Source organism: Mycobacterium sp. 1245499.0, assembly GCF_001673615.1.
Taxonomy (GTDB): Bacteria; Actinomycetota; Actinomycetes; order Mycobacteriales; family Mycobacteriaceae; genus Mycobacterium; species Mycobacterium europaeum_A.
This window is the reverse complement of record NZ_LZMG01000323.1, coordinates 1-26856: the sequence shown is the minus strand read 5'-3', so window position 1 is coordinate 26856 and position 26856 is coordinate 1. Positions and strand designations below refer to the sequence as shown.

The following is a 26856-nucleotide window of genomic DNA, read 5'->3' as shown; positions in this document are numbered from 1 at the left end:
ATTTTCCGACCGTCTCCGCCGCCTGGGGCCAGCTGACCAATGGACCGCTGCCGGACCAGACCGACTTGCGCGCCGCCCCCGCCAGGCGATGGAGTAGGCCAGCGCCGCAACGGTCATGACTTCGACGGCAAGGGGGAGCGCCCCGTGCATCAGCGAAACGCCGCCGCCCGCACCGGTTTCCTGCGCCGCACGCGCCAACAGTGACTCGGCGCTCAGCGCGACCGCCCGCATCGCGCGCCGCGGTCAGACATCGGCGATGTCACGGCGGTCAGGCATCGGGGCGCGAGACGTCACCTCGCCACGCGCCCGTCTCGCCCGGTTGGCTTTCGATGAACTTCTTGAAGCGCTCCAAATCACCGTGGACCCGGGCCTTGAGGATGCCGAGTTTGTCGGCGGCGTTCTCGAGGAAACCCTCGGGATCGACGTCCATCTGAGTGGTCACACGCGTCTTGTCGTCGTCCAGGCGATGGAAGGTGACGACGCCCGCGTGCTCGGGACCGCTGTCGGACTTCCACGCCACCCGCTCCTCGGGGTGCTGCTCGGTGATGGTGGCGTCGAACTCGCGCGAGATCGGTCCCACCTTGATGCGCCAATGTGTATGGGTGGCGTCGGTTTGCTGAACCTGCTCGACGCCTTCCATGAACTCCGGGAAGGACTCGAACTGGGTCCATTGGTTGTAGACGGTGCCGATCGGCTGGTTGACATCGATTGAGGCGGTAGTGGTGCTCACGGCTTCTCCCTGTTGTTCAAACGTATGGCTGTACTACCCGCGCCGGTTCGCCAGAAACGTCGGGGTTGCGTTCAGGCGTGCCGCAGCACCAGTAACTCGCCGGTCACCATTCCGTTGGCGAGTAGATCTCTGATGGTCAAACCGTGACGCTGGGCGAAGGGCCGGCAGGGCAGCGCTGCGACGAGCTGCAGTCGCAGATCAGTGATCTGGTCGAGGTCGCCTGCCAGGGAGCGCGGCACGCAACTCGGGTAGACCCTCGGATTCCGGATGCCCGTTCGACACACCAAGTGAGTATTATTCCGATATCCGCGAAAAGATGCTGCTGGTGCGGGCTACTTCGTCAGCGCAACGGCCGTGGGGTGGCCAGGGCCTGGCGGCGGAGATGTCGGCCCAGTCGGTGTCAAGCAGCTTCGGTGAGACCAAGCAGGAGTGACTAGCCGCGGCAGAACCGCTTTAGTCGCGGCGTTACCTACCATTCCGCGCCGTACCGGTGACCGGTTTGCACCGGTACCCGGCTATATGCCCCAGCGCAATGTCGAGCGTGATTTCGAGGGGACCGACGCTGCGCATGGTCCATTGCTCGTAGAGCGGTGAGGTTGTGCTGCGACCGTTAAGGACCGTTGCTGCAATCTTGATCTCGCACTCCTACCGTGGAAATACGAGATAACGCCTACTGGCGACCGCAATCCTGGGGGTTCATATGAAGACCGCAATCGCCGCGCTTGAGGCAATGGAGAAGGATGCGGACGACGCGAACGATCTTCTCTTGGCGGTCGCAGCAATGAACGCAGTTGCGCCCCTAGGGAGCACCGCTCTTGTCGACAAACCGCGCTGGCGCCTCACGGAAGAAGAGATCGTGGGCGCGTCGATGACGGTGATTTTGGTGTCCCTCATGGTGGTGATCAGCGTCGCCGTGGGCACGGCCTTGACAATGAGTTAGCGACCGAAGATTACTGATTTGGCCAACCCCCACATGGGGTGCGGCGCTTTCCAGCGGTTGCATTTGGGCGGCAACCCGCCATACCCGATTGCGCCGTATGCCCCGGGGTCTGGTTACGCGCTAGGGACACGACCCGGCCACTTCACCCATACAAGGGGGCAAGGGAAAGCACAAGCCGGACGAGTTCAGCTTGGCGGTGTGTGCCGGTCTTCTCGAAGACGTGTCGGAGGTGGGTCTTGACCGTCGTTACGGACACCGACAACTCCTCGGCGATCGGGTTCAAACCTTCGGCTCGTGTCACCATCAGCGCGATTTGGGCTTCGCTCTTTGTCAGACCATACAAGCGCCGTAAAAGCATCGCGGGAGGTTCGGTTTCTCGTTCGGGGTCGATGATCACGACGATCACTCGCCCGTACCGCGGGGAGCTAACGGTCCTCGGGTCGATCGGTAGTACGTGAACGATGTAAGGTCGCCGCCCGGAGGGCCTGGCGCAAATGAATGACCCACCCCAGATGTCTTGGGTGTGGAAATCGAGTGCAGCCGCGATGCCTTCTTGCAGCATCGCGTCGGCTCGTCGTGTTGCGGCTTCCAGGCGTCCCTTGCGGATCCGCAGTCCGTCGTCTGAGCGCAGCACGCGCTCGGCCGCAGGGTTGGTATAGATGGGCCTGCTTCCGGGCGCAAGGATGACGATAGCCTGTCTGGCATTCTCGCTGGCCCAGACGAGGTCGCCACCGCGATGGGCGATGTCGGAGACGTGCAGCTGCATCCGCAGGGCTTGTTCGAAGTGGGGCACCAAATGCCGCGCTAACGCCACATTTTCCGCGGTGTCGAACCGTTCCGACCGTCTGGGCGTCGCTAGGGCAAGACTCGTGGCGCTTGGAGAATCGCTAAGACGGACGAACATTCCATCCTCGAAACCGTTGGGGCGGGCCCAATCCGTTGCGAATTCGCACCGTTCATAGGGCCACATCAGTTCCGCGCCGGGGCGCACAACACCCACCGGGCCGCTCTGGACCGCCGACAGCACATGGTCGAGTCGGGCAAAGTGCTCGGCATAGCTCTTGGCTGCGTCGGCTGGAATCTCGGCGTGTTTGATGATGCGTGTGGCGCCGTCGCTGACCACTAACGCCGCGCTCACACCGCCCCCAAATGCGCGGCCGACATCAGCCATGGTCACGTCCCAGCGTTCGGGAGTGATGACCGCGGAGTAAACCCCCGAAACTATCCGCGAGAACTCATCGAGTGTGGCCATCTTCGGCGTCCCGGTACCACCGCTGATGCTGCATATGCCCGTCCTGTGATTGGTCCGCAAAGCCTAACGCAAATCTCCTCCGTTTGGATGAGGCATCTCCGCATCGCGGCAGCGCTAATTAGCAGGAGGGCCGGTACAGGAGTCGACCGGCCGCATCTGGAGGAGCGGGGATGAAGTGCCTGGTGACCGCTGATGAAGATCATCGTCACCGGCGGCAACAGAGGGGTCGGCCGGGCGACGGCTGCGGCGCTGGCCGCTACCGGTCACAGCGTGATAATCGCCTGCCGATCCCGGCCAACGCGGCACGAGCCAACATCGCGGCGGTCAGCACCGACCTGCCCGCCGGAATCTATCGGGCGCCTCAATTCAACCAGGGGGGAAAGCCCGAGGCGACCAAAGTGCGGGAGAAGGCGTGCGACCCGGTGATGGCCCGCCGATTGTGGGAAGTGTTGGCCGACTTGACCGGCTGTGATTGGCCGGCACCGCACCGGCGCAACGAAAGGCCGGCTGTCCCATGAAATTCTCACTCGCCCTGCCCAACTCAGTGCGCGTCAAGGCGCTCACGCAGCCCTGGGAACTCGGTGTGACCGGCGCTGATCAAACCGTCATGGCCAAACGCGTCGATGAACTCGGCTACGACATGATCGTCGTTCCCGAACACTTCATCGTCCCCAAATCACACGTCGAGCTATCCGGGCCACACTACTTTCACTCAACGGTGGCCCAGGCCTTCATCGCCGGCGCCACCCAACGCATTCGGGTCAATTCATTCGTCACCATCCTCCCGCTGCAGCATCCCGTCGTCATGGCCAAAGCGCTGTCAACCGCGGACTGGATGAGCAATGGCCGCATCACCGTTACCTTCGGAGTCGGTTGGGACGCAGAAGAATTCGACATACTCGGGGTGCCCTTCGGTGAACGTGGCCGGATAGCCGATGAATACCTCGCCGCCATCCTCGAACTGTGGACCAGCGAAGCGCCCAGCTTCGACGGCCACTACGTCTGCTTCAAAGACGTGGCGTTCGAACCGAAGCCGGTGCAAAAGCCACATCTGCCGGTCTGGATCGGCGGCGATGCAGAGGCGGTGCTCAAACGCGCCGCGCGTTTCGCCTCGGGTTGGTCGCCGTTCCTGACCAAACCCGAGGACATCCCCGCCAAACTCGACTTCATCAAATCCCAACCCACCTACGACGGCCGCGACTTCGAAGTGGTCTACGGCCTTGGCACCTCGCGCGTCGGCGAAGGCCACGTCGTCATCGACGATCCCACCCAGCGGCCCGGGATGAGCGCCCAGGAAATCATCGACCAGCTCGGCTGGTTCGCGGAACTGGGCGTGACGATGACCGGGCTCCCAGTCCCACCGGTCAGTGACGTCAACGCCTACCTCGACTACGCACAATGGGTCATCGAAGACATCAAACCGAAACTGCAATAGCCAACAGAAGGGGCTCACCGTGAAACGTCAGTCAGCGACCTCGTGCGGTGGTGCAAGCATGCGGCACCCGCGTCGAAAGAGGTACTAGTGACAAATTCTGCTGAATCGGTGATCCGTGAGTTCTTGGGCTGCTTTCCGCAGTCCGATGTGGATGAGCTGGTCGGTTACTTCAGCGACGACGCCGTCTACATCGATGGCCCGAGGGGCGTTCACCAAGGAATCGACAACATCCGAACCGAACTTCAATCCATCGTCGCGATGGTGCCGAGCACGAGGGTCGATATCAAGAGCCTCGCCACAGATAACGGCACCGTGTTGACCGAGCGAGTCGACAATTTCGAAGTCGACGGCAAGCGAATCGCCATGGAAGTTATGGGCGCTTTCGACGTTGACGCCGATGGTCGAATCGCACGTTGGCGCGACTACTACGACCTGCCGACCCTAGTAAAACAGGTGACCGCGGCAACCGCGTCGCCCGCCTGACTTTTCCAATCCGGAACGGCTCCGCTGCGCAAGAACCCGCAGCTGTTGAGCAACGAGCCGTCACCAGCTGAAGATAACGAAATACATTGTTGATCACTCTATTTCATCGCCAGGATCGGCCCCTTCCGTTTTTCAGCCATCCACGGTCAACGGCTCGGACATGGTGAACTGCGCTAGCGAGAACGCACTTTAATGGGAGGTCGAATGTCGACTGAAAATCTGCCGCCACGATTCGACTTCACTGATCCGGATCTTTACGCGAGCAGGCTGCCGGACACAGAACTAGCCGAACTGCGCAGAGCAGCGCCGATCTGGTGGAACGCTCAGCAGCTCGATAAGGGCGGGTTTGGCGATGGTGGCTATTGGGTCGTCACCAAGCACAAAGACGTCAGAGCGGTGTCGCTGCGCAACGACGTATTCTCGGCGGCGGAAAACTCTGTGCTGCCTCGTTACCGGGACGGGATATCGCGCCAACAGATCGAGCTCGCACGCCTGACCATGATCAACATGGACGAGCCCCAACACAGTCGGCTGCGTAAGATCATCTCCCGCGGATTCACACCGCGCGCCATCGAGCGACTGCGCGGCGGACTGAGCGAACGTGCAGAGCAGATCGCGAAGACAGCGGCCGCAGCAGGTTCGGGCGATTTTGTCACTCAGGTCGCGTCCGAGTTGCCGCTGCAGGCCATCGCGGAACTGCTGGGTGTGCCACAGGAAGACCGACAGAAGCTCTTCAATTGGAGCAACGAGCTGGTTGGCGAAGACGATCCCGAATTCGCCGATCGGGACGGGATGACGGCATCAGCCGAACTCATCAGGTATGCAATGGGTCTGGCCGCAGAGCGGGCCGTTCATCCTGCCGAGGATATCGTCACTGCATTGGTCGAAGCCAACGTTGACGGTCATAAGTTGTCTGGCGATGAGTTCGGCTTCTTCGTTGTCTTACTTGCTGTTGCGGGCACCGAGACCACTCGGAACTCGATCACCCAAGGGATGATGGCGTTCACTGATCACCCGGATCAGTGGCAGTTGTTCAAGGCGGATCGGCCGACAACGGCCGCCGATGAGATCATCAGGTGGGCCACTCCGATCACGTCCTTTCAGCGCACTGCGTTGCGGGACACCGAACTTGGCGGGGTGCAGATCAAGAAGGGCCAGCGGGTCGTGATGATGTACCGCTCCGCTAACTTCGACGAAGACGTTTTCCAGGATCCGTTCGCGTTCGACATTCTGCGAGATCCCAACCCGCACCTGGGTTTCGGTGGCACAGGTGCTCACTACTGTATCGGCGCCACCCTGGCCAGGATGACGATCGACTTGATGTTCGACGCCATCGCCGACCACATGCCCGACCTGCGACCGATCAGCGAACCCGAGCGGCTACGGTCTGCGTGGACCAACGGCATCAAGCACTGGCAGGTCGACTACGCCACCGACGCTGACAACATCCGTTGCGGAGGTGGTGCGTGACCGAAGCTGCCATCGGCATCGGCGGTGCGACTCTCGCCGATCGGAAGACTTGTCGCGCCGGGACGCCTTACGAACCCTGGACATCAACAATGACCTAGAACGCCGAGGAGAGGCCCGGTCAGGAACGCTCGGGGATCGCAATGCAGAATATTTGATTAACCTGCAGTACAACACGATCCAATATGGCGCACTTTAACTAGCAACTTGCCATATCTGATCCGCCACGTTAGTGAAGCACTGTTACAATAAAGGGTGCCTCGCCCAATCGACCGCGTGAAGCGTCAGGAATTGCTTGCCAGCGCCAGTGCCGTCCTCGCGCGGACAGGTCTGCTCGATACTTCGTTGCGGACGTTGGCCGCCGAGTTGGGTACCAGCGCGCGGATGCTGGTGTATTACTTTGGCAGCAAGGAGCAATTGATTCTTGAGGTACTCAACCGTCAGCAACGCGCTGCCATTCCTGACACTGACGAGGTAGAGCGTCCGAGTTCGCTGGTGGCACATCGGAAGTGGTGTTTTGAGGATTGGCATGCCTGCACCCGGGGCGAGCGCAGTGACACCTTGCGAATTGTCTTGCAAGTGTTCGGCGCGGCCTGCGGGCGCGACAGTCCATACCGGACCTACACCTGGGACACGTTGTCCCTGCTGACTCGCAATTCCCAGGCGCGCCTGGAAGCTCTGGGTATTCCGCCCTACATCGCTGAGACTCGTTCTCGGATCGCGCTGGCGGCCTTCCAGGGTTTCATCATCGAATACTTCACCGCTGATGACCCCGGCTACGTCGATGACACCTTCGCTCGGTTCGTCGATGAATTTCTGTTGGCTCCATGGAGCACCACCGACGGTCGACCACAGCGGAAAGGAATTGGCCGCTAACGACCAGATCGCAGACTTGGTGGGTCCTGCACGACCTGCCGATCGAGTCTCAAAGTCGATTGAAGACATCAGAGACTCATCATTTGTGGCCACGTAGAGGACCACGGTTGTTTGTGGTGCTCGCATTTCCAGATGGTGACGTCACGGGTGATAAGGGGCATGCCCAATCGCACTCCGAAGGTTGCCACCGGTACCACGGTCGTGAACCACTTCTGCAAGTCTGATGCGGTGCTGCCGACCCAAATGACGGTCTCGGCGCTATCGGGTGGGGCGCCGAAGTATCCGAAGCCGCGCTTGGGACTGTAAACCGCCGGAAGACCCGCCGTCGATCGCTGGTAGTCCAGCGCACTGGCCTGAGGGTAGCGCTCGGTGACAATGACTGCATTGCGCCGCTGCTGGGGCGGCAATTTTTGGTAAGCGCCGGCCACCGCCGCCGTCAGCTGCGACCAACCGAACTCGCCATAGGGCTGGCCTGCCACGCCGGCGGCGAAATCTGCCGCTGGAGTGAGTTGCGAAGCCGAGCGCCACGGGGTCGCCCACACGCCAAACGCGGCGATCGATACCAGGACGGTCGGCACGGTGGCGATAGGGATCCAGCGGCCGCGCAGCACTGTCAGTTCCACAGCGCCCGCGGCCATGACGGCCGAGTAGATGCCGGCGCCGTATTGGATGCGACCGCCCGTAGCCGCGAAGATCGTCACCACAAGGACAAACGCTAAACCCAAAAACCGGTACGGGCGCAGGCGGGGGGACCGCCACAGTCGCCAGACCCCGTACGCAAGCAGGACCCCACCGAGCACGCCGCACATTTGCACCGCGCGGGGAATGAAAGTCATTGAGCCGAACAACATGTGGGTCTGCCCACGTATTATTGCACCCATACCCAGTTGCGGCCAACCATGCCGAGCCTGCCAGATCACCATCGGGAGCGCCGATATCGCCACCGCTGTAGCAGCGCACCACAGCGCAGGGCGACGCAGCAAGGCCCTTGGCCCCACGCATCCCACGGCAAGCAGCATCGCGATCCAGAAGACCGGGACGAGCCACTTCACCTGCAACGCCACGAGCGTCACGAGACCGGCCACCAGCAGCAGACCGTCGCGGCGGGTCCGCACCCAGCGCACCATTAGCCATGACAGCACCGCCCACAGCCCGGTATCGACAATGTTCGTGCTGAGCGTCGTCGCCTCGCCCAATATGCCGGGGGCGGTGCTACTCCCTGTTGCGGCAAGAACCTGCGCGAGGCGGTCGCCGCCCAGTTCCCGCGCGGTGACGGCACTGAAAACCACGACCGTCAGCGCAGCGATTACCGCCGGGATGCGCAGTGCTGCAAAGAATCCTGGAAACAAACAATCCATACCGCGTGCAAGCAGTGGCGCCAACGGGCCCTGATCCGCATAGCTAAACGACAACCGCTTGCCCGCTGCAATGAAGTACAGCTCGTCGTAGTAGTAGCCATAGCGCATCGCAGACAACACCGCCACAATCCCGGCCGCCACAGCCACGGCCCCCACCGCACACGTTGCGAAGCGCGGGCACTCGCCGGACACTTCCTGAACTGTAAGCTCAGCCACGCGCATGACCGTAACACTTGCTTCACTAACAAGTGACGCGGCATCGAGACGTCATTCACTCCACCCGTCGCGCGCGTTCGCTCCTGGGAGCCCTTTACTCCAAAGTAGCTGCAGCACTACACGAAAACGACTTAGCAATGTTTACTGGTATCCCTGCATGTTCGATTGCGTAACGCGCCCCGGGAGTGCCCTTGTCATCCCGACCAGGAAATCTGCGTGGCGGGCGGTCTGTGTGATAAGGCCGAGATAGATGAAGCGCAGGCTCACTGCACTACGAGACTGTGGTCAGCGGTGTCGTCAAGGTCGTGGCGGGCGGCGATATCATCGGAGATCGCGCATGCAGCTTGGTATTCGGCCACAGCTTCGCCCAGAGTTTCGCGATCGCCGACGTGGAAGCTCGTGTCACCACCGACGGCTTGGCCGTTGCAATCGTCAGCCCGCCAGCCGGCCAGTGCGCGTTGAAACCAAATCCGTGCCGCTGCAGCGCATGCTTCACCAAGGAGAGCGGTGTCGTCAGCGACGGCACCAAGCGCATGCGAGCCTCAGCCTCGGATAGTCCGCTCACCGCGGCCACGAGCTGTGAGCGCTGGAGTGCAGGTGTCCTGCAGCAGTTGCCGTTCGGAGTCGGTGAATGGGCGGCCTGGAGTCAATGCGGCGGTCATCTCTGTCCTTCTTTCTGGGTATGTCTCGGTCCGGATGGGCCAGAGCTACGGAAGCGGGGGTTGGCGTGTGTTTCGTCAAGTGAAGTGGCCCCGTAGTCGTCACCAATTTTGGCTCCGGCTTCAGTTCAGGCCTGATGGTGGCCGGTGCCGTGTGGGGTTGGCGTTACGGTTGGTGAGTGCGTCACGCGATCTATGTGCCATTATTCGGTGCGTTAGCTGATCCACACGCGATGGCGGACATCGCTGTGGCGGCCGAGCAGTCTGGGTGGGATGGGCTGTTTGTGTGGGATCACGTTCTAAGTCCCATTGAAGGAAATTGGGAGATTGCAGATCCGTGGGTGGTTCTCGCTGCGGTGGCGGTGGTGACGGAACGTATCAGGTTGGGCCCCATGGTGACTCCGCTGCCGCGCCGGCGCGTGCTCAAGCTAGCTCGAGAGACCGTGACCTTGGATCGGCTGAGCGGAGGGCGACTGATCGTGGGCCTGGGTGCCGGCGGCGATGTCGGACGGGAGTATTCGGCTTTCGGAGAAGACCCCGGCGCACATCGGCTAAGCAGAGTGCTAAATGAGGGCACGGCCGTGCTGACGTCATTATGGTCAGGTGAGCGGGTCAACCACCGGGGATCGCTGGTAGCCGAGGGCGTAGAGGCGATTCCCGGTCCGGTTCAGCAGCCCCGGATTCCGCTGTGGTTTGGCACCGCCTGTACGACGGGCGGACCAGTCCAGCGGGCCGCCCGTTATGACGGCATCTTTCCACTCGGAGCCGATGCTGCGGGAGTCGCGCGGATCGCAGCAACCGTTGCACAGTTACGGGGCGGATGTGAGGGTTTCGACGTCGCCGTGGCCGTCCGGCCGGGCGACGACCTTGATGGGTTGGCTGCTGCGGGTGCGACTTGGGCAATGCATGCTTTTTGGCCGGGACATCGACCGGATCAGGTGTTGCGGGCCATCGATCGAGGAATACCTGAATGATCCACGCCGGTGGTGGCTGGGCTAGACCGATGCTGACCCGTTCCCCACGTTCGGTGATGATCTGGAACAGCAAATCTGCTCCGCGAGGGTCGATTTGGACGTAGCCGAGTTCATCGAGGAGCAGCAGATCGAGTCGACCGTAGCTGGCCACTACGCGGGAGGGGACTCGTTCGTCGGCGGCCTCGACGAGTCGTTGACCAGCTGCGCGCAGGTGACGTAGCGGGACCTTGCGTCCTTGCTCGCATGCAGCGAGTCCCGAACCAATGAGCAGATGGGTTTTGCCGGTTCCGCTGGCTCCGAGTAGGACAACGGGTTTCGCCCTCGTTGAGGTAGTTTCCTGAGGCCAGTGTCGCGAGTTGGGCAGGTTGGATCGTCTTTACGGCATCGACGTTGAATTCCGAGAGTCGTTGAAGGCGTGTGAACTTCGCATCGGTGATCCGTCGCGTGCGGCGACGTTCCGCACGGTCATCGACTTCAGCAGGACGGCAAGGGGTATTGACCTGCTTGTGTAACCAGCACCGCCGTCATCGATTGGGGGCCAACCTCATCCTCACCGAAATTCATGCATGCCGGGGACTGCACTGCTCTACTCGAAGGCCGGTACCGGTTCCTAGACCTGCGTGATGAAACGCGCCCTGGTTGCCAACCGGCTGAATGCTTGTCGGGCGGGGGGTTGTGTGATTCAGTTCGCCCATGAGCGAGGAATAGTCAAGACTTGTGGATCGGGGCTCAATGCGTCAGATCGGGATTCAGTCGTAGATGACGGCAAGTCCTTTGCGCTGGAGGTCGGCCAAACGGTTGCGCATGGCCTGAAGCTGTTCGGATGAATGGCCAACCCAGTCGGTAATCTCGCCAACTATCCTCACGGGCTCCCGGGTGCGGTAGGACCGGGTCGGATTCCCTGCAAGTTTTTTGTCCGTCACGTTCGGGTCGTCCTCGAGTTCGCCGTCGCATTCCACGATATAGATGCGACCCGGACCATCTCCTTGGGCTAGCTCGGCCCCCCACACCGCAGCATCCAACGTCCGCGTCACATAGACGTGGTTCATGATGCGGCCCTGCTCGAAGTTCGATTCGCGGCCTGGCATCAGCAGATCACCCACTGCGAGATCAGCTTTGGTGCCATGAAGCAGCGCATTTGACTCGTGCACTTCGAAAGGTAACGGCGCGCTTGCCACAACAACTCCTCGTCCGTTGCAATGCATAGTCGGACGATTGTGCAGCAGGTCAGGGGCCTTGCCGCAAGCCCCCCTCACGGCCGTATAGTGAGACTGGGAGCGACTCCGAGTTATCGTTGAGTGATCGTCCCGCCGGGCAAGTGGAAATATTTCAGGCGACCTCTGTACCCGCCGTGATGCCCTCGGCAGCGCCGGATCGGCCCGGGGTTCCACGCCGGCAGAATCACCGAGGAAAGCCGCTGCCGCTCAACAGGATCGGGTCGACACGGCGGTCGTTCGACCCGCGACGAAGCTAATTTTACCTCTGTGGTCGCCGTTCGCCCAGAAGCCCCGCTTCGGCGGCGAACGCTGAGCGCATCCGGATTACCTTGCGGTAGATGACGCGGTCAACGAGGGCCGGTGTGATTGCACGTGCCACAGTGCCCAGTTTCTGGATGGTCGGTGAGAGATCGAGTTCACGGCGGCGATCCACGATAGCCTTTGCAGCCTTTGTGGCCACTGCGCTGGCGGGTACACGCGTGATGTCGTTGTTGCGCTTGATCGAGAGGTCGATTTTGTGTTGGTTGCCGTCGGGCCCGAAAAACGTGCGCCCGGCGCCGTCATCGCTGTACATGTCACCGGGATTGATCGCCAGCACATCAACGCCGTGGGGGATCATTTCAAGTCGGAGCGCTTCGAAGAACCCATTCATGGCGTGCTTGCTGGTGGTGTAACCGAGGTACCCGGCCATCGGTAGGTGCCCGCTTCCCGATGTGACGTAAGCGATGAGGCCCTTGCGCGCAATCAGGTGATCGAGTGCGCGGTACGTGGGGTAGGCGGCGCCGAAAAAGTTGATTGCCATCGAGTCGCGGATCGGGGTGAAGCTGTGCAGTTCGTCGAGCCTGCCATAGGTTGCTGATCCGGCATTGAGGACGAGAACGTCAATGCCGCCGAAGCGCGACACGGTTTGCTCGACCATGCGGTCGCAGTCTGCTTCGTCGGTGACATCGCTGGGCACGCTCAAGGCTGTGCCACCGGCGACGGCGATCTGATCACGGACCGCCTCCAAGCGGGCCTGGTTTCGCGCCACCAAGACAACGTTGGCCCCCTGAGCGGCCAGCTCCACGGACAAAAACTGCCCCAAGCCTTGCGAAGCGCCCGTCACCACGACCACTTTGTCCCGCAGTTTCGTCGACTGACCCATGCCGAACTCCCCACTCAGCGCTATTCGACCGCGCTTCTTGATTGCCGTTCAAGAGCTTGTCAGAGTCTTGAAAGGGCGTCAAGATGCCTGGTATGCCGCGCAATCACCAGCACATCGATCGCGCCGCCAAAGCCGCCCGGATTTTGGATGCGGCCCAAGAACTGCTCTTGCGAGACGGCTACGACGCGACCACGATGGCCTCGATCGCGCGCGCCGCCGGCGTGGCCAGCAATGCCGTGTACTGGTATTTCCCCGGCAAAGACGACTTACTTGCCGCCGTCTTGGAGCGTCGGCTCGAGCAGGCGGCAACCCGAGCCGACGTTGACTCTGAACAGCCGCTCCTGGTGCGCGCGATGTCGGCGTTGGCCGAACTCGACGCGGTTTCCACACTCACATCTACGGTGCACGAACGTGCAAAACACTCACCAGCAGTGGCGTCGGTGCATCAAGCCTTCCACGACATCCTCAGTGAACGCGCGACCGAAGGATTGAAATCCGCCGGAATGTCTGACAATGATGCCCAGATGGCTGCCGCAGCTATCATCGCCGTGATCGAAGGGCTTCATCTGCACGAGCCCACTCGCGATACCGATGCGCGTAATCACCTTGTCGGATGGCTCATTCAACGGCTGATCGCGACAAAGGCCAGCCATTCCTAAATCGCGACCGAACCCATTGCAGTGCGCACGCTAGACTGCATATGTGTGAAATCGCAACCGGTCCAGTCATTTACAGCCACTCGCGCATGCGGGCAGTTTGGGACCACCCTGGCAACATCATTCACGATCAGGCGCGGGCACGCGCGGCAACACCCCATAACTGGTCTTGCGCTTGCCGAACGAGCCGTCGTGGCACTGGGTTTCGATTAGCCGACAATCGCGCGGCGCGGGCCCTGTACCACTGAGCCGGGTACACCATCACATCCCAACACCTGCACAAGCTCGCCAGATTGGGACCCTACGTTGCGGCTCGAAGAGGGCGCGTGCGGCACGTGCTAGCGATCGGGTACCAGAGCCCACACGGCCCACCGAACGAGGTGGTCGAAGCCTACAGCGACCCAGTCCTGGGCACACAGACTCGGCCCGCGCGCTGGCCCGGATCATCACGGCGCTCTCATCGGACGACCTCACGGCGGTTAGATACCACCTCGCTGCCCAACCGCACCGACGCTCATCGTCTGGGGCGCCGGCGACCACCTGTTCTCAGAACAAAATGGGCGTATCGACTCGCTTGCCTCATCCCGGCAACGGGTTGCTGTGCACACGATCGATGGCGCCCGAATGCACTTCCCCGACGACGCGCAGATCAATTCATTCCACTTCTGCGCCAGCACCGGGCTTCAGATCACAAATAGCAGCGCCAGCCATCGGTCCCCTTAGTAGGGGAGAGCGGAGCCAGCGCCACGTCAGCGTGTCAAGCAGCCGCAGATCAGTGATGCGGTCGAGGTGCGCGCCTACGGTATGTGTCGGTCGTGAGTATTGGCAAAACTCCGCAGAATTGGCGCTGCATGTGTAAAACTTCGCAACCGTAACTATGTCAAGCGGGGCGCTGTGACCGGCCACCTCGATGTTGTCGTCACCTGAGGTTCTGGACGAGTCGATTGCGGGGTCGGCTGCTTGGCCAAGTCGCGCCGAAGGGCGCCTAAGCGTGTTTGGCCGCAGGCGTGCGGGTCGGCTCGTCTCGTGTTGAGGTCTGGAGACTGCGAATGCAACCTGATGTCGTCGCCTCACCCGTGGCCGTTGGCGCCGGCAAGGCCAAGCGATTGACGTCTATCGATCTGCTTGATGCCGATGATTGCCGCGAGCTGGACGAGTGGGGCAACCGAGCGGCGCTGACGCAGGCACAGAGCACACCGGCATCCATTCCAGCGTTGTTCGCGGCGCAGCTGGCCGACGCGCATGAGGCGGTGGCGATCACGTGCGGGGGCCACTCGATGACCTACAGCGAGCTGGACGCAGCGTCTAATCGGTTGGCGCATCTGCTCGCCGAACGCGGCGCGGCCCCAGGCGAGCGTGTGGCGATACTGCTGCCACGCTGCGCCGAGGCCATCGTGGCAATCCTGGCGATCGTCAAGACCGGAGCGGCATACGTGCCGATGGATCCAGCACACCCCGACGCACGCATCGTGTTGGTCCTCGGTGACGCTAAGCCGATTGCCGTGATCACTACCGCGGATCTGCGGGGGCGGGTGGATGCGTTCAATGTGCCTGTCATCGACATCGACGACTCCGCCATCGACGACCGGTTCAGCGGCTCGTTGCCAGTCCCCACCGCGGACAACCTCGCCTACATCATCTACACCTCGGGAAGCACTGGCACGCCCAAGGGTGTGGCCGTCACTCACCGTAATGTGACCCGACTGCTCGAGACGCTCGACGCCGAAGTTGCGCGGGGGCAGGTTTGGACGCAATGTCATTCCCTGGCTTTTGATTACTCGGTCTGGGAAATCTGGGGTGCGCTTCTGTCCGGTGCCCGGCTGCTGATTGTGTCGGACGGTCTCGTTCGTTCATCTGAGGAATTTCACGCTCTGCTTGTCAGCGAACGAGTCAATATCTTGAGCCAGACCCCATCGGCGTTCCATGCGCTGCAAACGGCGGATGCGCTGCAGCGCGAGACGGGACAGCTGGAGCTCGAGACGGTGATCTTCGGCGGCGAAACGCTCGAACCGCAGCGCCTTGCCCCGTGGTTCCGCAGCCATCCGCAGTTACCGCGGATGGTCAACATGTACGGCATCACTGAGACGACAGTGCATGCCTCGTTCCGGCAGATCGGCGTCAATGACACCGATGAGACCGTCAGCCCGATCGGTGTGCCGCTAAAGCATCTGGCCTTCTTCGTGCTGGACAAATTGCTGCGACGGGTGTCGGCGGGTGGGATCGGCGAGCTGTATGTGGCCGGTGCTGGAGTCGCGGCGGGATATTGGACCCGGTCCGGGTTGACGGCCTCCCGGTTCGTCGCGTGCCCATTCGCTGCGCCGGGGGCGCCCGGACAACGTATGTACCGCACCGGCGATCTGGTGCGGTGGGGTGCTGACGGTCAACTGCAGTATGTGGGCCGTGCCGACGAGCAGGTCAAAATCCGCGGGTATCGCATCGAGCTGGGAGAAATCCGGGCTGCACTGGGCGATATCGATGGGGTGGATCATTCGGTGGTGATCGCCCGTGAGGACCGCCCCGGCGAGAAGCGCCTGGTCGGCTACATCACCGGAACTGCGGATCCGGTCAAAGTCCGCGCGCAACTAGAGGATCGCCTGCCGACCTATATGGTGCCGACCGCCGTCGTGGTGCTGGAGGCGCTGCCGCTGACGGTGAACGGCAAACTCGATACCCGGGCCTTACCGGCACCGGAGTACCTGGACGCCGATCGTTACCGAGCGCCGGCAGACGTGGTCGAGCAGATCCTGGCTGACATCTACGCCCAAGTCCTCGGTGTCGCGCGGGTGGGTGTGGATGACCCCTTCTTCGATCTGGGCGGGGACAGCGTCTTGTCGATGCAGGTAGTGAGTCGAGCGCGGGCGGCCGGCGTGCTGTTTCGCCAGCGCGATGTTTTCGTTGAGCAGACTGTGGCTCGGCTTGCCCAGGTGGCCGTCGTCGCAGATGGCGAAGCAACCGTGGTCGATCCGGGCATCGGTCCGGTGGTGGCCACCCCGATCATGTGCTGGCTACATGATTTTGACGGTCCGGTTGATCAGTACAACCAGACGGTGGTGGTGCAAGCTCCGGCAGGAGTGACCGAGGCCGACGCCGTCGTCTTGCTGCAAGCGCTGCTGGACCGTCACCCAATGTTACGGCTGCGCGCCGAGGACAGCGCTGAGGGCGATTGGTCGTTAGTTGTGCCCGAGGTGGGAGCCGTCGATGCCCGCGCCTGCTTGCAGTCGGTGGACGCGTTGTCGGATGAGGCGCTCGTGGCTGCGCGGTCACGGTTGAATCCTGCGGCGGGTGCGATGTTCACCGCGTTATGGGTGCCAAATACGGGCCAGCTGGCGCTGATGATTCACCACCTCTGTGTGGATGTGCCTTCGTGGCGAATCCTCTTCGAAGACTTGAACATTGCCTGGCTGCAGCATCGCAACGGACTGGAGGTGGAGTTGCCCTCGGGTGGAACCTCCTTCGCGCGATGGGGGTCGGTCCTAAACGAGCACGCGCGCAGCGCAGCGGTCGTGGAGCTGGCCGACGTATGGCGGCAATTGCTGGCGACCCCTGCCGCGTTGCCTGCGGTGCAACCGGGGGTCGATACCTACGCCACCGCGGGGCACCTGTTGGTAAGCCTGGACGCCGAGATCACGCGCCAGTTGATTGCCGAGGTATCGGCCGCGTTTCGCGCTGAGATGCAAGACATTCTATTGATCGCGTTCGGGTTGGCCTGGAATGAATTTCTAGGCGCCCGTGGTGCTCCGATAGGTATTGCTGTCAAAAGCCACGGACGTGCCGAACATCTGCGGGACGATGTTGATCTGTCACGCACGGTGGGGTGGTTCACCAGTAAGTTTCCGGTGGCGCTGACCGTGGGAGAACTGCCCTGGACGGATGTGGCAGCGGGCGGGGCTGCGCTCGGACCATTGATCAGGGCCACCCAGGAGCGGCTTCGAGCTCTTCCCGATGATCTGACCTATGGTCTGCTGCGCTACCTGAATCCCCAGATACGCGTGGATGGTTCGGAGCCGGCGATCGAATTCAACTACCTCGGACGTTTCGACGCCGATGTGGCCGGCCTCTCCGATGGTCTGTGGCAGATCGACCAGGATGCCATGTCCTCCACCGCCGCAGCCTCCGCGATCCCTACGCCGCTCGGGCACACCGTAGAGTTCAATGCCGCCCTCCTGAACACCGGCACCGGCACCGGGCAGCGCGTGACCGCAACATGGACATGGGCACCCTCTGCACTGAACCAGAACCAAATCGAGAGTGTGAACCAGTTGTGGGTCGAGGCACTAACCGGCATCTGCGCTCATGTGCGGCGAAGTGTCGATTCGACGTCCACAGTGGCTCTGACTTCAGCTGAGGCCGGCCGACAAGACCCAACAGGGTAGAGGCCCAGCCGTGTGGATCTCAGTGCTGGGGTTGTCGTTACTGATGGCGGTCCACCCCTTGCGCCTCGGGGTTACCCTTCTGATGATCTCCCGGCCACGGCCCGTGCAGAACTTGATCGCCTACTGGTTCGGCAGCGTAGGAGTGGGTTTACCCGCCCTCCTGGTTCCGCTGATGGTGCTGCACCGCACGCCGGCTTTTAGGTCTTATGCGATAGGTTCGAAGATCCCCGGTACCAACTGCAGCGCCCAGTACATTCAAATCGGTCTGGGTGTGCTCTCGCTATCGGCCGCCGCGTTTCTGGCAGTTCGCTTTGCGAAGCTTCAGCGCGTACACCTGCCGACGGCCGGCGGTAACGCGTCGCCATTGGTACTGGAATCGAGCACACCGAACGCAGTCTCCCGGCTGTTAGGCCTCGGACAGGCGACACCCGCGGAGGACAGATCTACGATCCGGCGACTACGCACCCGCGTCCACAAGGGGTGGGGGACCGGAGCCTTATGGGTCGCTTTAGTGACCGGTGTCGTAATGGCGCCATCACCCGACGTGGTTCTCACCGTGCTCGCGATCGTGGTGCCCTCGGGAGCACCGATCGGATCGCAGGTTGGCGCCGCGATCGCGTTCGTCGTCGGGATGTTTGCGGATGCCGAGATCATCCTTGTGAGCTATCTGATCAAACCAGCGAAAACTGAAGCGGTACTGAGGATGCTGCAAAACTGGGCCAGTGCTCAACGCCGGAAGCTCCTGGTAGCCACCCCCGCAGCGATTGGGGTCCTGCTGGTGGCGACGGGCATGGGAGTCGCCTGACCTACCACTGAAAGTCAGAGGTAACCAATGAAGTTCGCATTGGCCAGCTACGGCACTCGAGGCGATATCGAGCCTTCTGTTGTCATTGGCCGTGAATTGCAACGCAGAGGACATGACGTATGCATCGCAGTCCCACCCGACCTGGTTGACTTTGCGGAATCGGCTGGGCTTCCCGCGGTGTCCTACGGAGCGGAGACGCAGGCCTGGATGGACGCCTTCCGGAACTTCTCTACGACCCTCTTCAGCAGGTTCTGGCGAATTCGGGACATATCGCGCTGGGGGCTCGAAATTAAGGAGGTCACCAACCAGTCTTGGGCGCACATGAACAAGACACTGCAGTCACTTGCGGATGGAGCCGACCTAGTGCTCGCCGGACAGACCTATCAGGAGATCGCCGCCAATGTGGCGGAATACCAAGGTCTTCCGTTAGTCACCCTGCATCACGTCCCGATGCGTCCCAACGGACAGGTTGTGGCAATTTTGCCGCCACCGGCTTCTCGCTTCGCGGTGCAGGTGTTCGACTGGCTGACTTGGCGCCTGAGCAAAAAGCTCGAGGACGCGCAGCGCGCCGAACTCGGCCTGCCGAAGACAACGTCGTCGTCACCGCGACGGATCGCCGCATTGGGAGCTTTGGAAATTCAGGCCTATGACGAGGTTGCATTTCCGGGGCTGGCAGCTGAATGGACGAAATGGCAGCATGAACGGCCCTTCGTAGGCGCACTGACGATGAACTTGGCCACGAGCGCCGACGAGGAGGCCGCATCATGGATCTCTGAAGGGACACCGCCGATTTTCTTCGGTTTCGGTAGCATGCCGGTGGAATCTCCGGCCGACACGGTCGAGATGATCGGCGAGGCCTGCGCGCAGCTGGGAGAGCGGGCACTGATTTGCGCCGGATGGAACGACTTCGATGACGTCCCGCATTTTGATCACGTCAAGGTCGTAGCCGCCGTGAATTACGCGTCCATTTTTCCCACCTGTCGCGCGGCCGTTCACCACGGCGGCTCGGGTACCACGGCCGCAAGTCTGCGCGCCGGAATTCCGACGCTGATTCTTTCGGTGGACGGCAATCAGATCATCTGGGGAGCGCAGGTGAAGCGCCGCCTTAACGTAGGCACGCACCGCCGTCTGTCACTCACCACCCGGGACTCTCTCGTCGTAGACCTTCGGAAGATTTTGGCGCCCGAGTACGCAATCCGAGCTCGCGCACTTGCCGCCCGGATGACTACGCCGGCCCAAAGCGCTGCTAAGGCCGCAGATCTCGTCGAAAGTGCTGCCAGCAGGGCAGATACGAGTGGATGAGCGGTCGGGTGTCGCGCCAGAATCGAATCAGGCTGTTGCGGCGAGGAACGGAATGATGGAGGGCGTGGGACTAACGACGCCGAGGCTCTCGAGCGGGATGATTCATCAGATGGACTGGCGTACCTTACTGGTAACTCGCCATATTCAGTCTGTGCGTATTCCTACGTTCCAACGGGCGTAAGGCCCAGGGTCAATCGGTGGGTTCATCTGAGGGTTCGATCGTGGACCAGGGTGGGCGGTGACTGAAGGTAATCTGCCCCTCCGACGTAGACCGTGTCTCGGGCGGGTGCTGTGCTTAGGGCCTCCGTGGCGATCGCGGACGCGAATTCGTCGAGGGTGGGGAGTGGTCCGAATGCGCGGCGTGCCTCGACGGCGTCGGGGTCTCGCCGCTCAAGCAGTCGGACAATGATGGTTCCTTCGATCATGTCGCCGGAGACGACGCTCAGCGAAATCCGCCGCTGTGCGAGGTCTGGGCGCATGGCACGAAGAGCGTCCTCGCCGGCTCGCTTGCTTTCCGCGATCGGGATGTACTCGGCGGGCACCGGTTTGAGGCCGTGGAAGTGCGCTTGATGGCTGGTGACAAAGACGACGCGGCCGCCGGCGGGAATAATCGGCAAGGCCCGGGCCAGCATCTGCACCGGGGCGTCACAATTGATCCGCATCGCATAACCAGGGTCGGCGTCTCGCTCGAGTCCGCCCGAGGCGTTCAAGATCAGTGTGTCCAGGCGCCCGAACTCGTCACGCACGCACCGGATGACCTCAGCGCACGCGTCCGGGTCGCAAATATCGAGACGTAAACACGATGCAGAGCCTCCGGCCGCAGTGATGCTTTCGACGAGATTGGTTGCACGGCGCTCCTTTTCGCGGTAGGTGACGATCACGTGAGCTTTCGCGATGGCTAAGTGACGAGCCGTCGCGGCGCCCACACCGCGCGATCCACCAGTGATCAACACAATAGGCATGTACGTCAACGGGTAACTCCTACCTGGTTAGCGTCCGGTCCGGGGCCGGACATCACAGATGGTCGGTCATTCGACCAGGTCGTCAGCGGGGGGACGCAAGCCGTCGTTGGTAAAGGCGGGAAGCACCTTAGTGAAGGCGGGCATCAGCTCTGCCGGGTTCCCGTCCCAAGGGAGCGCAAGCAGCTGCGCGACGCTGCGTCGCCCGCCGAAGGCGCGCAGGGCCTCGAAATCCGAGATGCTCAGAGCGACGCGACCACGCGCCGCGCGCGGACCACCGAGTTGTACGGATCCAATTGTGGGAGTGCACAACCGGAGCACCGGCAGATCAGCTTGTCGAATGAACTGGTCACCCATCGTTGTCACGAAGCTCAGGGCCGCCTTGAACGCGGGGTCGCGAGTGCGAAAACCCGGCTCACCTAACGCACCGCGGATATCGTGCTCATGGGTCACAGTGTCGAAAACGAGCTGGCAAACCCCTGCATCAGATGCCAGATCCAGGTTCGCCGACACCGCGTCGAGCGATTGCCCCCACAGGTCGAGCAGGTCGCCGATGTCGTGTCCGTCCAGTCGCGCGACCTGCGCGTCAGCCCAGGGCCCGGTGCCCTTTTGCTCCAAGTTCAGCGAGATGATGTCCTGGGCGACACCCGTCAGGTGTGCAACCACCTGACGGGTGGTCCACCCGGGGCACGCAGGGACTACCAGGTCTGCAATGCCAGTACGGCCGCGGAGCAGCGCATCGACACGTTCGTAGATGAGACGGTATGCCGCCACCGCGACACGGATCGGCACTAGTTCGGGCACCTGCCCGCACGGCACGCTCAAAAGGTTCTTCCCCTCGCCGACGTCGGAACTCGGACTGGTGGAAGACGCTACACCAATATTAAGAAAATTAAGATTTCTGTGTGGTAACAGTAAGGGCCGGGTGCTTTAGCCACCGCCAAGCCACGGACGGATGGCGCAGCAGTGTGGGGAGTACGACGAGCGGATCGGCCCGCGCGTGCACTATGCCGCTGGAGCGGCTGCTGACTGATCAGGCCCCGCACGATGACGGGTCCAGCGTCGGTGCGACGGTCAGCGGGTGTCGCACACAGTAAGTACGTTCCACAGCCCGGAACGCCTTTAAGTTCGTGACGCCCGCGGTCATTGAATGTGATGCCCGAGCCAAGCACCAGGGGCGGAGTTTACTGACATAAGTCGCTTATCGGCACCGAATTATGGTCCTTGAAGGACTGGAATACGGTACTATGAGCCCATGCGAGTTATACCGGTTACTCAAGTCAAGGCGAAGATCAACGAGTACGTCGACGCGGTGCGCGACACTCGTGACCAGATCACTATCACCAAGAACGGGGCGCCCGCCGCGGTGCTGATCGGTGTCGACGAGTGGGAGTCCATTCAGGAGACATTGCACTGGCTAGCCCAACCGGGCGCGGCTGAGTCCGTGCAGCGGTCCGAGGCCGACATCGCCGCCGGCCGGACCTATGGCGAGGATGAGATCCGAGCTGAGTATCAGTTTCCGCGGCGGCCGCGCTGAGGTGGCCGGCTCCGACCCCACGTACACAACCCGATTCACGGCCACAGCCCGACGCGACCTCGATAGGTTGCCGCCGCGAATTCTGGGAGCAGTGATCGAATTCGCCTTCGGCGACCTAGCGCGCGAACCGCGCCGCGTCGGCAAGCCACTGCGGGGCGAGCTGGCCGGCTATCACAGTGCCCGCCGCGGCCCCTACCGACTCCTTTACCGCATCGACGATGACGCACAGACGATCTGGGTCCACCGCGCCGACCACCGCGGTGATGTTTATCGGCACCCGTAGAAGCGCCGTTGTGTCACTGTGACGAAATGATGGCCGCGTGGGATCTTGGCCGACTGTGACTAGGCAAATGCTGGTGGCCATCTCCCCCGACCGGGTAGCGCTAAATGCGTTCGGCTACTAAATCTGGCTATTCAGGTCTCGGCCGTGATGAAGGCCAGCGGTGTGGGGTCACGTGCTGCTGGTGTGTGGTCACGTCTGCTCCAGCAATTATTTTTGATTTGCGAGAAATTGTGTTACGGTGACCGTATGAGCGATGGCGGATATCAGTTCTGCGTACTCACGAGCGACGGTCTGTCGGTTGAGCAGGCGTTTGAGGTGTTCTCCTATCCAATGGGCGACATCACCGTGCGCCGAATCCCCGACACCGAACCGGTTTTCGGGGCAATGCATATGCTGCACGTGCACCGCAGCGCTGTGGACTGGACCCTGGTCGCGGAGTGGGCGGCGCTGGTTGAGGATCTGTTTCCGGGCCAGCCCCGGGTGCTGGCGCTTCCGTACTTGCCCAGTGCCCGCGGCGATAAGGACATCCCAAGCCCTGCGGTCGTCAACGCAACGCTGGCGGCCGGCACCGGCATCACCGACATCGTCACCGTGGACCCGCACAGCCCAGTTTGGCTGGCGGCAATGCGGGCGGCCGGTCCGGGGATCCGAGAGCATGTCTTGCCGCTGGCTGACATCGTTGCGGCCGCGTTGAGGGCGGACGATGACCGGGTGACGCACCTGGGCGTCATCAGCCCCGATAAAGGGGCGGTCGCGCGGGCCACCGAGGTCGCCACACTGCTCGGTGCGCCGGTGTATGTGGCCAGCAAGAACCGCGAGCCCAAGACCGGACGGCTGACCCATTACTCGTTCGACGTCGAGCTGGCGCCGGGCAACTATCTGGTGGTCGACGACATCTGCGATGGCGGCGGAACCTTCGCGCTACTGGCCGGCGCGGTACCCGACGGGGTAGTCCTCGACTTATGGGTTACCCACGGTGGCTTTACCAAGCCGAGCTACTCCGCTGAGGCCCGCGCGCCCTATCGCCGTATCTACACCACCGATTCGCTGGGCACTGCGGTGGCGGCCGCCCTGCACGACAACCAAATTCAGGTTATGGCCCTGCAGCCGTGGATCACGGACATCCTGGCCGGCCTCGGCGCTGAGCGGGCCGTGCGGCCCGTCGGTGTGGGCGAGAACCGATGACCGTCCCAACACAGCGACCCGCACACAGCTCTCGAAGGAACGCCGACATGAACGACGTCGTGAATCGTGTGGTGGACACCTTGCTGGCCACTGACGCTTACAAGCTCGACCACCGCCGGCAATACCCGCCGGGCACCGAGGTGGTGTTCTCCAACCTCACCGCGCGCGGCACCCGAATCCCCGGCGTAGAGGTGACTGTCTTCTTCGGGCTGCAAGCGTTGCTCACCCAGATCACCGAGCGCTGGGATGAGTTCTTCAGCCTCGACGAGGCAGCTTTGGATGCTGTGTTGGCCGAATACGACAACGTCGTCACATCCCTGTTGGGCGCCAACGACGTCGGGACCGAACACTTCCGCGTCCTGCACAGCATTGGGTATCTTCCCTTACGTATCAAAGCATTTCGGGAAGGGGCCCTGGTCCCGCTGCGGGTTCCCTACTTCACGGTCGAAAACACCGACCCCCGGGTGTTCTGGCTGACCAACTACCTCGAGACCGAGCTCTCCGCCGAGCTGTGGCAGCCGATCACCAGCGCCACCCTGGCCTGGCGCAACCGGATGCTGCTCGACGAACGCGCTCAGGAGTCCGGAGACCCCGCCGCCGTCGACTACCAAGGCCACGACTTCTCCTGCCGAGGGATGGCCGGCATGCGTGCGGCCGCGGCCAGCAGCGCCGGTCACCTGCTCAGCTTCCGCGGCACCGACACTTTGTCCGCGATCGGCTACATCAACCGCTACTACCCGGGCGACAACGGAATCGTCGCGGGATCGTGCCCAGCCACCGAGCACAGCGTCATGTGCGCCGGGGGCCGCGACGCTGAATTCGAGACTTTCGAACGACTCTTGGACCTCTACCCGTCCGGCACCCTGGCCATCGTGTCTGACACCTACGACTTGTGGCAGGTCTGCACCGACTTTCTACCCCGCCTCAAGGACAAGATCATGGCCCGCAACGGCAAGCTCGTCATCCGGCCTGATAGCGGGGATCCCGAGCTGATCCTGTGCGGGGACCCCAACGCCCCGGCGGGCAGCCCGGTATGGCGCGGGGTGGTGAACCTGCTCGCCGAGGAGTTCGGAACTACCGTAAACGACAAGGGCTATTGGGATCTCGACCCGCACGTGGGTGCGATCTATGGCGATTCGATCACCTACGAACGCGCCGACGCGATCACCGCGAACCTGATGCGGCAGGGATTCGCTTCCACCACCGTCGTATTCGGGTACGGCAGCTACACCTACCAGTACCAGACCCGCGACACGTTCAAGATGGCGATGAAGGCGACCTGGGTGCAGATCAACGGCCAAGGCCGCGACATCCAGAAGGATCCCGTCACCGACGACGGGACCAAAAAGTCGGCCACTGGTCGGCTGGCTGTGCGCCGCATGATGGACAGCCGCCCCTACCTGATTGAGCATGCCAACCCCGAGCAAGAAGCCACTCAGGCGCTGCTACTCACCTATGAAGATGGAAAACTGCTGCGGCAGAGTTCATTTGCGGATGTCCGCGATGAACTCGGCTACGAGACAGGGCTGTACCTGCGCCGCACCCGAGGCGCAGCCACCGGTCAGGAGGCACGATGACCTCATTGCGAGAAACCAACCTCACCTATCAGGACGGCGAGCACTCCCTCCACGGCACGTGGCTGTCGGTGGACGTGGTCGCGTTGACCCGCGACGCCGATGAGGTTCGGATTGCGCTCATCACCCGCGCCGGCCAGCCCCACCGCGGTGCGACCACACTGCCCGGAGGCCTGCTGGCCGCCTGGGATCAAGAGACCGTCGAGCAGGCCGCGCGGCGCATCGTCCGGGAAAAAGCCGGCACCGAGGTGTGCAGCGGGGTTGCCATCCTCGATGTGGTCAGCGACCCCGGCCGAGACGAACGAGGACACACCGTCTCCATTGTCGTCGCAGTCCGCATCCCCGCCGGCACTCCAGGCGCGGTGCGCGTCGACGATGTTCCCGACGACATGCCGTTCGGGCATTCCGCGATGGTGCGCACCGCGCTGGCCAAGATCAACACCGCGCTCTTCACCGACCCCGCACTGACCTACGCGCTGCTCGGTGACGCCACCACCATCACCGAGGTCATGGCGCTCACCCGGGCCTGCGATCCAAACGCCAGCGAAAGCACCATCGGATCCCGCCTGCGCCGCTGCGGCATGTACCAACCAGACCCCGACCGCAGCCGAAAACGCGAAACCGGGGCCGGCAGACCAGCTTTGGTCTTCACAAAGACCCACACCGGATAGCTGGTTGCTGTCCCGAGACATTCCAAACTGACGCTGAGCTGCGCGCCGCGTATCACCTCAAGTTCATCGCCGACGACGAAATCACAGGACTGACGGTAGCCGTCGAAATCGCTGCCCTTGATGCTGGTGATGCGCGAGGCGACCGCGGCGATCTGGTCCTCGCTTGCCTTAGGCATCGTGACGACCACTTTCAGTTCCGCGCCGTTCTCGAAATCGTTAATATAACCGGGATTAACGCTTTCGGCTCCAGGCATCTTCGCTATTTCGGCTTGAAGGTGGCGGGCCTCGGAGCTGCGATCCAGGGCAGCGCACACACCAGTCGCCGCCACCAGACACGCCAACGGCCGGCATGCATAACCACCACAGCCGGCGCCGCCTGATCAGCGTTAGCGCGGCGCTAACCGAACTGACCATCATCGGCGACGAGCGGAGCCCTTAGCGTCATCGATCCGGCGCTCGCGCCTCGCAGGGCAGGGGAGCGCAGTGTCGCCTCCCGCCGGCCCGCTTCCCACGTCGCATCGCCTCGTACTCGCCGCAGCAGCGAAGCGCGAGTGGGCTACCGACGCGCTCAGATCGGGCAGGCGCGTGCCAGCGCGGCCAACTCGTCGCCGAACTGGACAAACAAGATCCTTTGAAACCGCAACTGCCACCGTCGGCGAAGGCGGCAGGCCAGGTTAACCGCGAGTTCGGCGACGAGTTGGCCGCGCTGGCACGCGCCTGCCCGATCTGAGCGCGTCGGTAGCCCACTCGCGCTTCGCTG

23 protein-coding genes and 4 pseudogenes are annotated in these 26856 nt (G+C 62.4%); 17 read left to right on the top strand and 10 right to left on the bottom strand.

Translation table 11 applies throughout. The annotated features are described in order from the left end of the window. Positions 1 to 268: 268 nt before the first annotated feature. Together A5646_RS19760 and A5646_RS29115 are read right to left on the bottom strand one after the other, a co-directional pair. Positions 269 to 730, bottom strand: a complete 462-nt coding sequence (locus A5646_RS19760; protein WP_066862984.1) for an SRPBCC family protein — start codon at positions 728 to 730, stop codon at positions 269 to 271. 71 nt (positions 731 to 801) lie between these two features. Further along, a complete protein-coding gene (locus A5646_RS29115; protein ID WP_156765660.1) occupies positions 802 to 969 on the bottom strand; it encodes a hypothetical protein in 168 nt (55 codons plus the stop codon). A gap of 461 nt (positions 970 to 1430) precedes the next feature. Between A5646_RS29115 and A5646_RS19755 the strand changes: the two genes are divergently transcribed. Then, entirely contained in the window at positions 1431 to 1670 is a 240-nt protein-coding gene (locus A5646_RS19755) for a hypothetical protein (RefSeq protein WP_067023689.1), read from the top strand. Positions 1671 to 1812: 142 nt separating this feature from the next. Here the strand turns inward: A5646_RS19755 and A5646_RS19750 are convergent, their stop codons facing one another. Further along, on the bottom strand, positions 1813 to 2922 hold the full coding sequence (locus A5646_RS19750; RefSeq protein ID WP_067023686.1) for a helix-turn-helix transcriptional regulator: 1110 nt from the start codon (positions 2920 to 2922) through the stop codon (positions 1813 to 1815). Between the two features lie 170 nt (positions 2923 to 3092). Here A5646_RS19750 and A5646_RS19745 point away from each other — a divergent pair, with 170 nt between their 5' ends. From A5646_RS19745 to A5646_RS19725, 5 genes are all read left to right on the top strand, one after another. Further along, the gene (locus tag A5646_RS19745) at positions 3093 to 3440 is read left to right on the top strand and encodes a hypothetical protein (protein ID WP_067023684.1); all 348 of its coding nucleotides are present in this window, start codon (positions 3093 to 3095) and stop codon (positions 3438 to 3440) included. Continuing rightward, complete coding sequence (locus A5646_RS19740) at positions 3437 to 4357, top strand: TIGR03619 family F420-dependent LLM class oxidoreductase (protein WP_067023681.1); 921 nt, start codon at positions 3437 to 3439, stop codon at positions 4355 to 4357. The genes A5646_RS19745 and A5646_RS19740 overlap by 4 nt, the downstream gene beginning before the upstream one ends. 87 nt (positions 4358 to 4444) lie before the next feature. After that, on the top strand, positions 4445 to 4840 hold the full coding sequence (locus tag A5646_RS19735) for a limonene-1,2-epoxide hydrolase family protein (protein WP_197505242.1): 396 nt from the start codon (positions 4445 to 4447) through the stop codon (positions 4838 to 4840). Between the two features lie 204 nt (positions 4841 to 5044). Next, entirely contained in the window at positions 5045 to 6310 is a 1266-nt protein-coding gene (locus A5646_RS19730) for a cytochrome P450 (protein WP_067023675.1), read from the top strand. A gap of 273 nt (positions 6311 to 6583) precedes the next feature. After that, the gene (locus tag A5646_RS19725; protein ID WP_231998398.1) at positions 6584 to 7183 is read left to right on the top strand and encodes a TetR/AcrR family transcriptional regulator; all 600 of its coding nucleotides are present in this window, start codon (positions 6584 to 6586) and stop codon (positions 7181 to 7183) included. A 68-nt stretch (positions 7184 to 7251) separates the two neighbouring features. Here the strand turns inward: A5646_RS19725 and A5646_RS19720 are convergent, their stop codons facing one another. Next, on the bottom strand, positions 7252 to 8757 hold the full coding sequence (locus tag A5646_RS19720; RefSeq protein ID WP_067023691.1) for a glycosyltransferase family 39 protein: 1506 nt from the start codon (positions 8755 to 8757) through the stop codon (positions 7252 to 7254). A 263-nt stretch (positions 8758 to 9020) separates the two neighbouring features. Continuing rightward, positions 9021 to 9292: pseudogene (locus A5646_RS19715) on the bottom strand (DUF664 domain-containing protein). 303 nt (positions 9293 to 9595) lie between these two features. On the opposite strand from A5646_RS19715, the gene A5646_RS28365 reads away from it, so the two are divergent. Continuing rightward, complete coding sequence (locus tag A5646_RS28365) at positions 9596 to 10390, top strand: LLM class flavin-dependent oxidoreductase (RefSeq protein WP_231998395.1); 795 nt, start codon at positions 9596 to 9598, stop codon at positions 10388 to 10390. 85 nt (positions 10391 to 10475) lie between these two features. Here A5646_RS28365 and A5646_RS30075 read toward each other — a convergent pair. From A5646_RS30075 to A5646_RS19705, 3 genes and pseudogenes are all read right to left on the bottom strand, one after another. Beyond that, positions 10476 to 10661, bottom strand: a pseudogene (locus tag A5646_RS30075) (AAA family ATPase); the annotation flags it as partial. 478 nt (positions 10662 to 11139) lie between these two features. Next, the gene (arr, locus tag A5646_RS19710) at positions 11140 to 11568 is read right to left on the bottom strand and encodes an NAD(+)--rifampin ADP-ribosyltransferase (protein ID WP_067023666.1); all 429 of its coding nucleotides are present in this window, start codon (positions 11566 to 11568) and stop codon (positions 11140 to 11142) included. 298 nt (positions 11569 to 11866) lie between these two features. Then, positions 11867 to 12751 (bottom strand): SDR family oxidoreductase, encoded by an 885-nt coding sequence (locus A5646_RS19705; protein WP_067023663.1) that lies wholly within the window; start codon positions 12749 to 12751, stop codon positions 11867 to 11869. A gap of 92 nt (positions 12752 to 12843) precedes the next feature. Here A5646_RS19705 and A5646_RS19700 point away from each other — a divergent pair, with 92 nt between their 5' ends. The 5 genes and pseudogenes from A5646_RS19700 (at position 12844) to A5646_RS19685 (ending at position 19887) form a co-directional block, all read left to right on the top strand. Then, positions 12844 to 13410, top strand: coding sequence for a TetR/AcrR family transcriptional regulator (locus A5646_RS19700; RefSeq protein WP_067023661.1), 567 nt, complete (start codon positions 12844 to 12846; stop codon positions 13408 to 13410). 5 nt (positions 13411 to 13415) lie between these two features. Then, positions 13416 to 13562: pseudogene (locus tag A5646_RS30070) on the top strand (membrane dipeptidase); the annotation flags it as partial. A gap of 924 nt (positions 13563 to 14486) precedes the next feature. After that, positions 14487 to 17780: pseudogene (locus tag A5646_RS19695) on the top strand (amino acid adenylation domain-containing protein); the annotation flags it as partial. A gap of 10 nt (positions 17781 to 17790) precedes the next feature. Beyond that, positions 17791 to 18585 carry a GAP family protein gene (locus tag A5646_RS19690; RefSeq protein WP_067023655.1) on the top strand — a complete coding sequence of 265 codons (795 nt, stop codon included), beginning with the start codon at positions 17791 to 17793 and terminating at the stop codon, positions 18583 to 18585. A 27-nt stretch (positions 18586 to 18612) separates the two neighbouring features. Continuing rightward, positions 18613 to 19887 carry a glycosyltransferase gene (locus A5646_RS19685; protein WP_067023652.1) on the top strand — a complete coding sequence of 425 codons (1275 nt, stop codon included), beginning with the start codon at positions 18613 to 18615 and terminating at the stop codon, positions 19885 to 19887. A gap of 203 nt (positions 19888 to 20090) precedes the next feature. Here the strand turns inward: A5646_RS19685 and A5646_RS19680 are convergent, their stop codons facing one another. Together A5646_RS19680 and A5646_RS19675 are read right to left on the bottom strand one after the other, a co-directional pair. After that, positions 20091 to 20849: an SDR family oxidoreductase gene (locus tag A5646_RS19680; RefSeq protein ID WP_067023649.1), complete on the bottom strand. Its 759-nt coding sequence runs from the start codon at positions 20847 to 20849 to the stop codon at positions 20091 to 20093. Positions 20850 to 20915: 66 nt separating this feature from the next. Beyond that, positions 20916 to 21650, bottom strand: coding sequence for a maleylpyruvate isomerase N-terminal domain-containing protein (locus A5646_RS19675; RefSeq protein ID WP_197505241.1), 735 nt, complete (start codon positions 21648 to 21650; stop codon positions 20916 to 20918). A gap of 451 nt (positions 21651 to 22101) precedes the next feature. Between A5646_RS19675 and A5646_RS19670 the strand changes: the two genes are divergently transcribed. The 5 genes from A5646_RS19670 (at position 22102) to A5646_RS19650 (ending at position 26096) form a co-directional block, all read left to right on the top strand. Then, complete coding sequence (locus A5646_RS19670; RefSeq protein WP_067023643.1) at positions 22102 to 22383, top strand: type II toxin-antitoxin system Phd/YefM family antitoxin; 282 nt, start codon at positions 22102 to 22104, stop codon at positions 22381 to 22383. After that, the gene (locus tag A5646_RS19665; protein ID WP_369806970.1) at positions 22331 to 22666 is read left to right on the top strand and encodes a type II toxin-antitoxin system RelE/ParE family toxin; all 336 of its coding nucleotides are present in this window, start codon (positions 22331 to 22333) and stop codon (positions 22664 to 22666) included. Before A5646_RS19670 ends, A5646_RS19665 begins: the two co-directional genes overlap by 53 nt. A gap of 147 nt (positions 22667 to 22813) precedes the next feature. Further along, on the top strand, positions 22814 to 23851 hold the full coding sequence (locus A5646_RS19660) for a ribose-phosphate pyrophosphokinase (protein ID WP_369806971.1): 1038 nt from the start codon (positions 22814 to 22816) through the stop codon (positions 23849 to 23851). A gap of 47 nt (positions 23852 to 23898) precedes the next feature. Beyond that, entirely contained in the window at positions 23899 to 25428 is a 1530-nt protein-coding gene (locus A5646_RS19655) for a nicotinate phosphoribosyltransferase (RefSeq protein WP_156765657.1), read from the top strand. Further along, positions 25425 to 26096, top strand: a complete 672-nt coding sequence (locus A5646_RS19650) for an NUDIX domain-containing protein (RefSeq protein WP_066881859.1) — start codon at positions 25425 to 25427, stop codon at positions 26094 to 26096. Before A5646_RS19655 ends, A5646_RS19650 begins: the two co-directional genes overlap by 4 nt. Positions 26097 to 26856 lie beyond the last annotated feature (760 nt).

Excerpts from the sequence above, each read along its gene's own strand:
- A5646_RS19730 (WP_067023675.1), top strand. The coding sequence starts at position 5,045 with ATGTCGACTGAAAATCTGCCGCCACGATTCGACTTCACTGATCCGGAT.
- A5646_RS19740 (WP_067023681.1), top strand. The coding sequence starts at position 3,437 with ATGAAATTCTCACTCGCCCTGCCCAACTCAGTGCGCGTCAAGGCGCTC.
- A5646_RS19660 (WP_369806971.1), top strand. The coding sequence starts at position 22,814 with ATGAAGGCCAGCGGTGTGGGGTCACGTGCTGCTGGTGTGTGGTCACGT.
- A5646_RS19655 (WP_156765657.1), top strand. The coding sequence starts at position 23,899 with ATGAACGACGTCGTGAATCGTGTGGTGGACACCTTGCTGGCCACTGAC.
- A5646_RS19680 (WP_067023649.1), bottom strand. The coding sequence starts at position 20,849 with ATGCCTATTGTGTTGATCACTGGTGGATCGCGCGGTGTGGGCGCCGCG.
- A5646_RS19755 (WP_067023689.1), top strand. The coding sequence starts at position 1,431 with ATGAAGACCGCAATCGCCGCGCTTGAGGCAATGGAGAAGGATGCGGAC.
- A5646_RS19650 (WP_066881859.1), top strand. The coding sequence starts at position 25,425 with ATGACCTCATTGCGAGAAACCAACCTCACCTATCAGGACGGCGAGCAC.
- A5646_RS19745 (WP_067023684.1), top strand. The coding sequence starts at position 3,093 with ATGAAGTGCCTGGTGACCGCTGATGAAGATCATCGTCACCGGCGGCAA.
- A5646_RS19685 (WP_067023652.1), top strand. The coding sequence starts at position 18,613 with ATGAAGTTCGCATTGGCCAGCTACGGCACTCGAGGCGATATCGAGCCT.
- A5646_RS19670 (WP_067023643.1), top strand. The coding sequence starts at position 22,102 with ATGCGAGTTATACCGGTTACTCAAGTCAAGGCGAAGATCAACGAGTAC.
- A5646_RS19665 (WP_369806970.1), top strand. The coding sequence starts at position 22,331 with ATGGCGAGGATGAGATCCGAGCTGAGTATCAGTTTCCGCGGCGGCCGC.
- A5646_RS19705 (WP_067023663.1), bottom strand. The coding sequence starts at position 12,751 with ATGGGTCAGTCGACGAAACTGCGGGACAAAGTGGTCGTGGTGACGGGC.
- A5646_RS19750 (WP_067023686.1), bottom strand. The coding sequence starts at position 2,922 with ATGGCCACACTCGATGAGTTCTCGCGGATAGTTTCGGGGGTTTACTCC.
- A5646_RS19700 (WP_067023661.1), top strand. The coding sequence starts at position 12,844 with ATGCCGCGCAATCACCAGCACATCGATCGCGCCGCCAAAGCCGCCCGG.